The organism is Variimorphobacter sp. HTMS_6, assembly GCF_059717775.1.
Window position 1 is genome coordinate 3,369,222 of record NZ_AP046094.1, and the last position, 12,698, is coordinate 3,381,919.

A 12,698-nucleotide genomic window follows, 5' to 3' on the forward strand; every position below is an offset into this window, starting at 1 on the left:
ATAAATGACACAATATGTATCTAGGAATTTCTTTTCATAGAGTCATATAACATTTGAGCCAAGCCAATGCTATTCTGCTTTGTTGCTGCATCTGCATACTGTTCATATAACATATCTCCAAACTGAGACATGTAATCATTATTCTCTTCTTCTTCGCTCTTTGGCACGGTGCTTTCCATGCCCTTAAAAACCTGCTCCATCATATAGGATTCAAAGCTTTTGCAGGCATCCATAAGTTCTTTGTCGCTAGCTGACGCATTATTTAATGTATTCTTTATGCTGTCTGCTTTCTTATTACCATAATCCGATGTAGCAGTATATAAGGAATCCGCTCCTACTGATATGCCCATAGCAATCTCCTTTCCAGAGTATCACACTTATCGATATACTATCTTAAATTATTCGCCTGCTGCATCATTTCATCCGCTGCCTTGACGATTTTAGAGTTCATCTCATAAGCTCTCTGTGCCACAATAAGGTTAACCATTTCATCCACTGCTTGAACATTGGAGCCTTCTAGATAGCCTTGCTTAATCTTATATTGGCTACCGGTTGCTGCTGGTGTTAGTAATTGAGGAGTACCGGAAGCCTCCGTTTCTGACAACAAACTATCAGCAAATTTACTTAATCCACCCGGATTATTAAACTGTGCAATACCAATCTGAATTCCCATTGGTTTTGTATTATTATTTGCATCCGGATAACACAGATTACCCAATTCATCTATCGTAATATCAGATGTTTTAAGTGCTTTACTTACTACAATTGGCTGGCCATTGGTATCTAATACCGGATTACCTTCTGAAGTTGCCAGAACCATTCCATTTTCACCTACAGCCATTTGAAATGCACCACTACGGGTATATGCTGTACCTCCGTCCGCTGTCTGAACCATGAAGAAACCTTTTCCATCAATTGCAAGATCATATTGATTTCCTGTCTCTGCCAGCACACCTTCTGTATATTGTGAGGTGATTGCTGAATTTCTTACACCAAGACCCACCTGAATGCCGGACGGCTTAGGATTCCCTTTATTATCATAGGATTGATCTTGAATTGTTTGATATAGCAAGCTCTTAAACTGAGCTGTTTCTTTCTTAAAACCGGTTGTATTAATATTCGCTAAATTATTAGAGATAATATCAACATTGGTTTGCTGACTAGTCATACCGGACGCTGCTGTCCATAATGATCGCATCATATGCAATTCCTCCTATCGCTTTATACCTTACCAACAGAATTTGCCGCAAGTTCCAATGTTTGATCCACCGATTTAATGATTTTCTGATTTGCTTCATAAGCTCTGGTAACTGATATCATGTCTACCATTTCAGAGATGATGTTCACATTGGATTGCTCTGTAAAACCTTGCTGTAATAAAGCATTGGCAGGCTTTTCTACCGCACCGTCAATAGCTTTATACATCGTATCACCTGTTTTGGATAAGTAATTGTAATCTTCAAAGTCCGTTATTTTCACGTTATCGATATATGTCTTATCAGCATACACCGCACCTGTTTTATCGACTACAACCTCAGAAGCATTCGTCGGAACTACAATCGCACCGGCTTCTCCCATCAGGTAATTTCCGTTTTCATCCACGATATGACCATCCTTTGTCATGGTAAAAGAACCATTTCGTGTGTATTGTGTATTCTCATTCCCAGCCTTGTCTGTAACAGATAGGGTGAAGAATCCGTTTCCTTCAATCGCTAAGTCATAAGGATTATTCGTCTCTCTTAATGAGCCCTGTCCGTAGTTGGTATAGACCTCACCAAGCTTAACTCCCATGCTCATATTACCAATAACTCGATTGTTATTCCCTTCCGAATTATCTCTAATCTTTAGGGTCAACAAATGGTCAAAGGATTGGCTTGTGGAATTATCTTCTTTATAACCAACAGTAGCTGCGTTTGCAAGATTGTTGGAGATAATATCCAGCCTCTTTTGTTCATTGGCCATTCCGGTATATGCTGTATATAATCCTCTTACCATAGCTTCAACCTCTTTTCTACAATTAACAAGTTACCAGCGAAACATCCATACTTACAAATCAATTCTTATAATTAATCTCTTTTGCCTGCAAGGAACTCAATATATTTACCAGTTCCGATTGCTACTGCAGTCATCGGATCTTCTGCTGTCATAGTAGTAATACCTGTCTTCTCTTCAATCAATTCTTCCAATCCATATAACAGACATCCGCCACCGGTTAATACGATACCTCTGTCTGCGATATCCGCTGCAAGTTCCGGAGGAGTCTTCTCAAGTACGCTGTGAACTGCTTCTACGATTTGTGAAGTAGTTTCCTTAAGCGCTTCTTCTGTCTCCTCAGAGGTTACAGTAATCGTCTTTGGAAGTCCGGTTACAAGATTACGACCTCTAACTTCAAGTGATACAGATTCCGGTCTGCGATATGCTGAACCAATCTTAACCTTAATGTCTTCAGCAGTTCTCTCACCGATTAATAAATTGTGCTTTTTACGCATGAAACGAACGATAGCATCATCAAAGTCATCACCAGCTGTCTTCACGGATGCACTTACTACAGTTCCGCTTAAAGAGATAACCGCGATATCCGTTGTACCTCCACCGATGTCAACAATCATATTACCACATGGTCTGGAAATATCGATACCTGCACCAATTGCTGCTGCGATTGGCTCTTCGATAATCTCAACTTCTCTTGCTCCTGCTGCATAAGTAGCATCTTCAACTGCTTTCTTCTCAACTTCAGTAACCCCACTAGGAACACATACACTTACTCTAGGGGATCTGAATCTCTTCTTGCCAATTGCTTTTGCGATAAAATATTTCAACATCTTCTCTGTCACGGTGTAATCTGAGATAACACCTTGTCTTAAAGGACGAACTGCAACGATGTTACCTGGGGTTCTACCCAACATCAATCTTGCTTCCTCGCCAATTGCTTTAATCTTATTAGAGTCTCTATCAAAAGCCACAACCGAAGGCTCTTTTAAAACAACTCCCTTTCCCTTTATATAAACTAATACACTAGCAGTGCCTAAATCAATTCCGATATCGCTGCCTACCATAATTTATCTCCTTTCTTCTCACACTTCTGCATGATTTTGAATTTTCCGTTTTATTAATACGAAGTTTCCGATTATCCAATTTCTACCCGTCAATGAAACTCATTTTATTTTCAACCTAGCGTCGGTAACTTAAACATATTCGTTTATATTATAAACGCTATTACCGTTTTTTTCAAAGGAAATTTTATAAAATAACTATCTTATCATCATAATTATAAAAAATTCGCCTTTTCTCAACGATTCACCATGTATTTTTGTGTATAATCTTATTGTTGGTTACCTTCAAAAATACTATAATGATATTTTACACAGATTTCAAATAAATCATTGGCAGAGTATGCAGAATGAGGAAGAACACATGATCAGCTCTTTATAATTAATTTTATAATTTTAAATCAATCATGTCTATGGATGATTAATAACAATACTTCTAAATTTATGTATTGAAAATAGGCAATTCTTACCTCAGTATAAAACAATGTTATATTAACCCAGTTATTTATATATCGGAAACTTTCGGATTTTTCCTTAACCCTGCATAGATAAGTGTATTAAAGTAAATCAATATTATTCTTTTAGATTCAGAAATCCCCAAGCACAGGTGGGGGCTTGGGGATTTCTACGAACCAACTAAGACAAATTAACCACATTGAATGTTTTACATAATGTGGTAAAATATATTTAATATATAAATGGTTTAATATTGATGTACTAGGTGGATACACAGGAGGACTTACTTATGAGAAGATGGAAATTGGCGATTATAATTGTTATCACTCTTTCTTTAACTGGTTGTATTAAAAAATATGAAATTTCTGATGATAAAAGTGATGCTATAGCAGAGTATATGGCAGGCAAATTATTAGAGGATGATATTGGTTATAATCAAAACTTAATTCCTGATAGCGAATCAGAAAATACAGCGCCAACAAAGCAGCCAATTCCGACTACGGTGCCTATTTCAACTACGACGCCTATATCGACACCTACTGTATCACCTGGTAGCACTATAGGGCATAATAACGTCCCCACGCAGAGATATTCATTATCAAATATTCTTGGAGTTTCGGATTTTGAAGTGAATTATGTAAATTATAAGATAACCAATACGTATACTTATACGATTGGAAAAGTGGAAACAGCACAAACATCAAGAAATGGTTATGAATATCTTGCTGTAAAATTCACTATTAAAAATCCGGGCAAAAAAGCAAAGCCATTAACATTAATTAAAAAAGAAGTTCAATATATATTAACAGATGATAATGGTGTATCCTTTCCATCAATATTCACGCTTAAAGAGAATGACATACAATATATTAATCTACCAGTTGAAAAAGGTAGATCCACTGAGGCATTAGTTTTATTTGAAATTCCGAAGAATGACAAAGTAACACAAGCAAAACTTAAAATCATTAAGGGCGATAAAATGTCAACTATAGAATTGAACAAGTAAAAACGGAGTCCATACGTAATTAAAATTATAGTATATTAAAAGGCTTGTCCATTATAATGTAACCCTAATAAGTCGGATTTTTAGGTCAAACTTATTGGGGTCAGTTCATTATTGACAAGCCTTATATACAACAATTTATTGTTGAGTATTATAGAAATCATATTCTACTTTGTCATAACAAAGGTCTTTGCTATCATATCATGTAATCCTTGTTTCTTTTGAGTAAATGCAACCATTATGAAGCCTATTCCAATAATAGCGGATGATATAAATTTACCAAAATACCTTATTGTAGCAATACGAAATGAAATTTTCTTTTGATAGGCATCTGTTACAATCATACCTAACACCATTTTCCCTGGAGTTGCTTTTAATTTTGAACTTTCAAAAACTGCAAAGTAAATCCATGGCAGTAATATGATAAATAACCAAACATATATAGCCGTAGTGTTTGTAGAATTTCCATACAATTTATATGGATTTATCCCGCTATATATTAATGCTTCATTTGTAGGTATTTTGATAGTAAAACATATTAAGTATATTATAACCGATAAAATAATCCTATCTATCCAAAAAGCTGAAAATCTACGCCAAAACCCTGAATACATATGTAAATCCCCCTTATTTTATCTATAAACACTTACCAATATATGTATTATAGTGAATAATTACATGATTTACAAGTATAAGGGCACTATATTTAATATAGCTCGTATGTTCTTTGTATAAAAGGATTTAGCAAATTGCCTACCTATGCCATTAATTGTATCTTCCTTATAAATTTAGATAAACAAAAGTATATGCATCAAGGGTTTTTATAACTATTTACCATCAACCGGCGAATGTATTTGATATAGTGTTTTAAAATCAGATCCATCTAATTTAATACAGTTATATGAACTATTAATAAATTGATCCCTCCAGGAATATCCATCTCTATATCTCCAAACTTCTGCATTGAAATACAAATAATCACCGATTACATCTAGAGAATAATCATAATAATCATCCTGTGTTATATAATTGGGAAGCTTAGATGCTTTCACTATCAATGTATCTTTACATCCATCAATCGTGCTACGGTGGATATCCCCATTCTCGGTATTATAAAACAGCCAGCCGTCTGTTGTTACTGTAATAACATCATGGGATTTATTCATCTTAAGATTTTCTGATGAAGCAGGATGTTTCATGTAGTACCCTTCATTATCTATTTTATCCGAATAAAACAAAATCCAATTATTATATACAGAGAAAATATCTGTATCATCAATATTCATTGAAACTTTGTTAGAACCGTCTGGTTTAATTCGATACATATCTCCATTAAAAAAGGCAGCACTGCCGTCGTAAAAACCGACACTATAGACCAGCCAGTCACCACATGCAGACAATTGAGTTACTTCAAGAGAATATTCCTCTAGCACCATTTCATCATCTTTGGGTTTATATTTTTGTGTTGTAATAAGTGAGATTTGTTGCGTTTTTATATCATATGAGTAGATTGAAACCAAATTATCCTTTGTAGTTGTGTAATAATATAATTTGCTTTTGATTAATGATATAAACTCACACGCTAATGTGTTATCCGCAAATATTTTATCAATTTTAGACGTGTCCGTATTATATTTATATAGCCCTTTAAAATTATCTTCTTCCTTTGAAACGTGATTGTATGCTGAATAATATATTGATTTTCCATCTGGGCTTACACATTCAATATTACCATTAAAAGCTACTGTTGATTGTCCATCAACCGGGTTAATTTTATATGTATGATCAGAGGAATCTTGAGTAGAAACGTAGAAAAACTCACCTATCCTCCAGATTTGACTTCCACCGATATTCGATATTTTCCTACTGATACCCTGTGAATCCAAAGAATACAGCGCTCCTTTCGATTCATAGTCTTCATAGGATAAGTTGTCTGAAATGTAGTAAATTTTATTATTATATTTTATTGCGGTTCCGACGTCTGTTATCTTATCCGGAGTGTCAGATATAACCGGTTCAATTGTAGGAGTTACACTGATATTTTGAACTGCCCCCACTGTAACCGTTGGAGATACAATCTTCTCTTGATCGTTCCTTATATCATTACTTGATTTATCATGTTCCTTTGATCCACAACCTATAAAAAGAAGAGCTAATAAAAAAGGAATTATACATATTTTTTTCATCATTATCCTTTCGTGATTATCTATTTTAATTGTCCGTTATTGGCTTCTTTGCTGTCAGTGTCAGTTACATGGATTAAAACAGACATCTCATAACTTTTCAGAACTTTCAAATTCTAGTTTATACTATTTAGTAATTCGATGAACTCTTCCGGTGGTGTAAAACAGATTTTTTTATGGTCACTCGTGTAGGGTAATGATGTGATTTTTCCTTCATAATTCCAGTAAATTTCTTTCGTTAAGCTTCCAGGATTGTTTTCATACAAATTTGGAACAGTGACACATAAACCATTTATCACATTTACAACTTTTAAATCATTGATGGGATAAATAAGTGCTATATTGCGATTTGGAATTGCTACTAAGCATCCCCCTTTTCCAATTAACTCTTCATAAGATTTTAACTCGAATACTATATTAGGAGCAAAAAAGTGAGGTGTCTCGCATACATATAAGCTAGATTTGTCCGATCCGAATTCAACAATATCCATACTAAATTGATAATTTTTTCTGACATTAGCTATACCGACTTCAAACAATTCCTCTACCGATTTATTCCACTGTTCAATTTGTATAGGCTTGATATTTATTATTGTATCCGGAAAATCGAATACAAGAACTGCAGATAGCTCGCCAGCGAATTCTTTGCTTATAAAGTTATCTTTACTTGTTGCAGACAGATATTCCGCATCATAAAGGCGAACAGCAATATACTGTTGAATTTGCTCAAAATCCCCCTCTATTTTCTCGAACTCTAGATTAAATTCATACGATTTTCTAAGGACATCAAAATGCTCACTAATAATTCCTGCATAATTTGCTCTTTTATTCTGTTTGCACATTTTTGCTAAGTTGAAAAGCCCTAGTTGAGACATACCATAAACATCTTTTTGAAAAACAGCAACCCCATCATTAATTTCGTAAGGTAAATTTATAGTCTTTTGAAAATAAGAATCAAGTTCCGAAATAAAAGCAGAGTAATCTTTCTCTGCAAAAAAAGATGCCCAGGTTGGGATTTTAACTTTATTTTTACCAAACAAACTCATTATTTTTTTCTCTCCTAAATCAAATTTTCTACTTTATATTTCCTTATTAATATCAGTTCGTAATTAACTTTCGTTTTCCATTATATAGAACTAACCGAATTACTTCAATAAGATTTTGCCTGTTATATCCAGAAGTCCTCCTCACTCACAACACAGCCTCTCGTGCACGGGCGTCGCCCTCCGTAATATAGAAAGAGCCCCCACTTGAGAGTGAACTCTCATGGGGGCTCTTTCTATATTACGAATGGCTCATTGCCAACGTGACTATTCGATAATTGTAGCAACCTTACCGGAACCTACTGTTCTACCACCCTCACGGTCCGATAGAACGTAATTCGTAACATATTTGTTTCGGTTTTGTGCTATTTTATCCACTTATTCTATCTATTCTAGGCATTATTTCACTTTTTTCATCAAATCATGTATCAATTCCGTATCACGAATCTGGAGCACCATCAGATGAATTTTGGAGGAATTCGATCGAAAAACGCTCGATTTTTCGTCCACCTAAAATATATTCTAGTATATGCGAACAGATTTGTAAAGTGGGAAGTTTGTTGAGGTTGAAGGATTTTGGGTATGTGTAATCTGTTATATGATACGAGGTAGAATGTATCACGGAAGGATGTATACCATTCCTTTTATACACTATAATAGGCACCTTGTACAATATTTTAAAATCAGAAATGCATTCATTCCTTCACATCCCATAATTGCCTTTGTTAACACTCAGAAACCTGCAAAACCCTATAATATGACTATATTGTTGTGATTTCAAATAGTTCCCGTGTTTACTTCTAAAAAGGCACCCCGAAGGATGCCAATTAACGGCCTACAGTATTTCGCTTTACAAAGCTCGTAGGAACTGTCATTATATTTTACTCTATAGCTTTTAAAATTATTATATTATTTCGGCCCAATTATCAGGAAACCCATAATATTTCATATCTACAAAGCTATAATTTTGATTACATTCTAATAAATGAGTTTTTAATAGCTTAAAATCAGATGGAAGCGATAATGCCTTAAGTGTTAATATATAACTAAACAATTTATCATATACAATGTTTCCATCATTATCTATTCTTAATAATGATTTTTGCCTGCTAGAAAGTTTAGGCTTTCTAATAAACAGACGATTATAAAGCCTTCCCCCATGTGCACAAATATTCCTAAGAATAGTAACACTATGTAGCATATTATTTACAATTTCATTGGCTGTTTTGTGTGGATAGCCCAAGTCCTTTGCAATATTAATTTGAATATTTTCATCTAATAAGGAATACAATTTTGAAATATCCGAAATAGTCATCACTTCCACATATGCCCAGAATGGCAGTACACCTTTTTTATTTTTTTCATGGTGGCTAAGAAATGCTTCATATTCTGTCATATTTTTCTTCTGGAGATCAGCTTTATGTATAATATTCAAATAACCTTTAATGGAACTACTTATAACTTTTCCATCATCCATGCAGCGAAAACAGTTAATATCTTGATAGCCTAAAGCTCCATATATTTTTGTATGGTAATAAGATATTAATGACTTAATCCTGACTTCTATTTCTTCAGTTATTGACAATATAATGTGTCTAAACCTTCTGTCAAATTCATAGATTTGGATCACATTATCAATATTCGCTTTTGGATAAAATTTGTCATCTTTCCGCAACGTTAAAGTATATCCACTTATTCTATAATAATTGTTGTTTAAAAGGAAACTTTTAGTTAATTCCAACTTATCATCAGGAATAATTAAACCTCTACTTTTTAATAATTGTACTTGTTGATTAACTGTTAAAAAAGGCTTGACTCCCTCACTCATTTGTACTCTCCTGTATAAACAAAAAGCCCACATAGTTTGCATATCAGAGACAGAGGCCTGTGGGAGTTGTTAATAAAATATTAACATGTAAAGTAAGGTATGTCAACAAGTTATTGAACTTTTATTCGCATTTACTGAACTTTTATTGCATTTATTATCCATTGTTTCTTGGCCCTAACAAAATTATATTCACATTCTAAATGCACCAATCATTATCTAACATTAATTCTTCTTAAATAAACCTTATCCCGATCACCAGCCTTTATTTATCATAGTCATCATCACCAAAAATGTTAATTTTTGTATTGACAAGATTGGTCTAATAAGTTAGACTTTTATTAATAATCAATATAAAATATATAGATGTGAGTTCATGGAAATTCCGAAAATCTTTGAAAGTGAATATCGTTTTTGTTTGCTACTGTGGGAGTGTGAGCCAATTAAGAGTGGTGATTTAATAAAGTTGTGTTCCGAGAAACTGAAATGGAAAAAATCAACAACTTTCACAGTGATAAAACGATTGGCTGACCGAGGCGTACTTAAAAATGAAAATTCTATTGTTACTTCTTTAATTTCAAAAGATGAAGTACTATCAGCAGAAAGCCATAGTATTGTAGAGAGAACATTTGATGGATCATTGCCGCAGTTTATTGCAGCTTTCACAAAAGATAAAACGTTATCACCTGATGAAGTTGCTGATATCAAACGAATGATTGAAGAATACGAGGGAGATAATCATGATTAATATTTTAATTCAATTATTTAATATGAGCATTACAACAAGCTATTTAATAATAGCAATTATTTTAGTCCGTCTTTTATTTAAAAATATGCCTAGAAAATTTATTTGTTTACTATGGGGGTTAGTTGCGATACGTCTGATCTTTCCTTTCACTATAGAGAGCATTACCAGTTTAATCCCTAAAAAGTCAGCTTTAACAGAAGATATTATTTACAAAAATATAACCTCAATTAATCGGAATGTAACTCCCATTCATAATTCAACAAACCCACTTGGCAATCAATTAATTGATACAAATGTTAAAGATAGTTTTAATATTATGCATATTGTTTTAACTTTGGCAGTTATTGTTTGGATCATTGGTATGGCTATTTTAGTGATATATAGCTTAATCACTTTCATCAGGCTGAAAAGAATGGTTTCGACGTCAGTACCATTGAAAGAAAACATTTATTTATCTGATAGCATTCAAACACCCTTTATATTAGGGGTTTTAAAGCCACATATATATGTACCCTTCTCTTTGGATGAGCCTAGTTCAACCTATGTTATCACCCATGAAAAAGCCCATATAAAAAGATTGGATCATTGGATTAAGCCAATAGGTTTTTTGATTTTATCAGTATATTGGTTCAACCCCCTGCTTTGGATTGCTTATATTTTACTTTGTAGAGATATTGAAATAGCCTGTGATGAAAAAGTAATTGAACAACTCGGTTACTCGGAAAAAAAGGCATATTCTAGTACATTGCTTGCCTGCTCTTCAAAGCATTTAAGCATCTCTATGTGTCCATTAGCCTTTGGCGAAGTTGGTGTGAAACAAAGAATCAAAAACATTTTAAACTATAAGAAGCCAACTTTATGGGTAATAATAATGGCTTTCATTGTAGGTATAACTATAATCATCTGTTTTATGTTCAACCCGAAGGGTGAAACATCAATTGATGTTTCATTCCAAAATAATCAAGAAAAAGAAATCTCTACAACCAATATTCCAACCTCTTCGTTACAGTCCACACCTACACCTTCGATACATCCAACTCAGGCAATTCCTGTGGAACCTTCTCAAACTGTTAATGACGATGGATTTATTATTAATGATGCCAATAAAAAAGACATAAAAGTGGCAAGCGCAGATATAAACCATGATGGAATTGATGAGAAAATATCTATTGATTTATCTGTTTACGATTTAGCGCAGCCAGCATATATAAAGATTTATAATAGAAACAATAAGGTTATTTTTAAAGAGATGCTTTTCTCAGCGAATAGTGCACAAAATTCATTTTATTTGTATACTAAAAATGGTAAGACATATTTATTGACATATATTCCTTATTGTGAACAGGGAGGTTGTTCCTATAAATATGATCTGTTTTATCTTGATAAAAATAATAAAAAGGTGAATATTGCATCTAAGAACATTTTTTTTGATATCTATAATGTTGAAGATAAAAAACAATATAATATTACATCTCTAAAAAATTTTTATAATGATATTAATTCATATTTAAACAAAAGTATATTGCTAATATCAACTATTGATGGAAATTTAGAATATAGTACAGATAAAGAAAAATTATCCAAAACAGAAGAGTATAGGTTTTTATATTCAGAAGGATCTGATTTGGTTTATAACCTAGACGATAGTATCAAAGAAAAACTAGAAAAATATCGGCAATTTGTAATGAATATGAAGAAAAAGAAGGTAGGAGATACCCCAGGTGAAGAATAAATTCGTTTAGCATTTGATGAAATGAATTTATTATAAATGTATTAATGGAACTTAGCTAACTTTTTCTTTTTTAATTACTCTCAGCACTGAGGGGGTTAGTATTACCCCCATGGTATTATAATTCTAGGTAATTCTTAAATATCGGCCATGGTTCTTCATCGGGAATATTAATATGATAATATGTTACTGTAAATTGAGAAGGTTCCAAGAATACACTAGCATAACTATAATTTCTTTACAATTTAATACATGTGACACAATTTCCCGCTATTATACATAATAAAATACTGATAGAATACATTTATATAGTAATTTTCATTGTCGCTCATCTTACTTTATATTAGCTTTTTTCTACCCGACTATTTTAAAATAAGTACCCCCGTGTGGGGCAAGATACGCATTAGTGACGTCACCGTCCTAATGTCTCTTGTTAGGGAGCAACTCCCCCTAAAACCCCTGATTTACTGCGCCATGACTGTACATTATACCATCATTTCGAGCATGTGACGGTACGTTTTACCATCAAACCCTATGATTTGATGGTGCATTATACCATCACTAATTTTTCGAAAAATTTTCGTCATACTATACACCTTTAACTATGACTGTAAAAAATACCGTCATTTCCCCCATATGATGGTGCATTTCACCATCACGA

The 12,698-nt window shown here is 33.4% G+C and carries 11 protein-coding genes; 3 read left to right on the forward strand and 8 right to left on the reverse strand.

The genetic code is table 11. The annotated features are described in order from the left end of the window. Positions 1–20 precede the first annotated feature (20 nt). The 4 genes from AC6IWN_RS15280 to AC6IWN_RS15295 form a co-directional block, all read right to left on the reverse strand. Positions 21–350, reverse strand: coding sequence for a rod-binding protein (locus tag AC6IWN_RS15280; RefSeq protein ID WP_497988421.1), 330 nt, complete (start codon positions 348–350; stop codon positions 21–23). Positions 351–388: 38 nt separating this feature from the next. Further along, the gene (gene flgG / locus AC6IWN_RS15285; protein WP_497988423.1) at positions 389–1,201 is read right to left on the reverse strand and encodes a flagellar basal-body rod protein FlgG; all 813 of its coding nucleotides are present in this window, start codon (positions 1,199–1,201) and stop codon (positions 389–391) included. Between the two features lie 20 nt (positions 1,202–1,221). Next, on the reverse strand, positions 1,222–1,995 hold the full coding sequence (locus AC6IWN_RS15290; protein WP_497988425.1) for a flagellar hook-basal body protein: 774 nt from the start codon (positions 1,993–1,995) through the stop codon (positions 1,222–1,224). A gap of 71 nt (positions 1,996–2,066) precedes the next feature. After that, a complete protein-coding gene (locus tag AC6IWN_RS15295) occupies positions 2,067–3,056 on the reverse strand; it encodes a rod shape-determining protein (RefSeq protein ID WP_497988427.1) in 990 nt (329 codons plus the stop codon). A gap of 739 nt (positions 3,057–3,795) precedes the next feature. Here AC6IWN_RS15295 and AC6IWN_RS15300 point away from each other — a divergent pair. Further along, the gene (locus tag AC6IWN_RS15300) at positions 3,796–4,512 is read left to right on the forward strand and encodes a DUF4352 domain-containing protein (protein WP_497988429.1); all 717 of its coding nucleotides are present in this window, start codon (positions 3,796–3,798) and stop codon (positions 4,510–4,512) included. A gap of 164 nt (positions 4,513–4,676) precedes the next feature. Here the strand turns inward: AC6IWN_RS15300 and AC6IWN_RS15305 are convergent, their stop codons facing one another. The 4 genes from AC6IWN_RS15305 to AC6IWN_RS15320 form a co-directional block, all read right to left on the reverse strand. Continuing rightward, positions 4,677–5,123, reverse strand: coding sequence for an RDD family protein (locus AC6IWN_RS15305; RefSeq protein ID WP_497988431.1), 447 nt, complete (start codon positions 5,121–5,123; stop codon positions 4,677–4,679). Positions 5,124–5,336: 213 nt separating this feature from the next. Further along, positions 5,337–6,695 (reverse strand): DUF5050 domain-containing protein, encoded by a 1,359-nt coding sequence (locus AC6IWN_RS15310; RefSeq protein WP_497988433.1) that lies wholly within the window; start codon positions 6,693–6,695, stop codon positions 5,337–5,339. A 113-nt stretch (positions 6,696–6,808) separates the two neighbouring features. Beyond that, positions 6,809–7,738 carry a DUF1444 domain-containing protein gene (locus tag AC6IWN_RS15315; RefSeq protein ID WP_497988435.1) on the reverse strand — a complete coding sequence of 310 codons (930 nt, stop codon included), beginning with the start codon at positions 7,736–7,738 and terminating at the stop codon, positions 6,809–6,811. A 901-nt stretch (positions 7,739–8,639) separates the two neighbouring features. Beyond that, positions 8,640–9,563, reverse strand: a complete 924-nt coding sequence (locus tag AC6IWN_RS15320; protein WP_497988437.1) for an Abi family protein — start codon at positions 9,561–9,563, stop codon at positions 8,640–8,642. A 373-nt stretch (positions 9,564–9,936) separates the two neighbouring features. Here AC6IWN_RS15320 and AC6IWN_RS15325 point away from each other — a divergent pair, with 373 nt between their 5' ends. Further along, complete coding sequence (locus AC6IWN_RS15325) at positions 9,937–10,308, forward strand: BlaI/MecI/CopY family transcriptional regulator (protein ID WP_497988439.1); 372 nt, start codon at positions 9,937–9,939, stop codon at positions 10,306–10,308. Beyond that, positions 10,301–12,040, forward strand: coding sequence for a M56 family metallopeptidase (locus AC6IWN_RS15330; protein ID WP_497988441.1), 1,740 nt, complete (start codon positions 10,301–10,303; stop codon positions 12,038–12,040). The genes AC6IWN_RS15325 and AC6IWN_RS15330 overlap by 8 nt, the downstream gene beginning before the upstream one ends. Positions 12,041–12,698 lie beyond the last annotated feature (658 nt).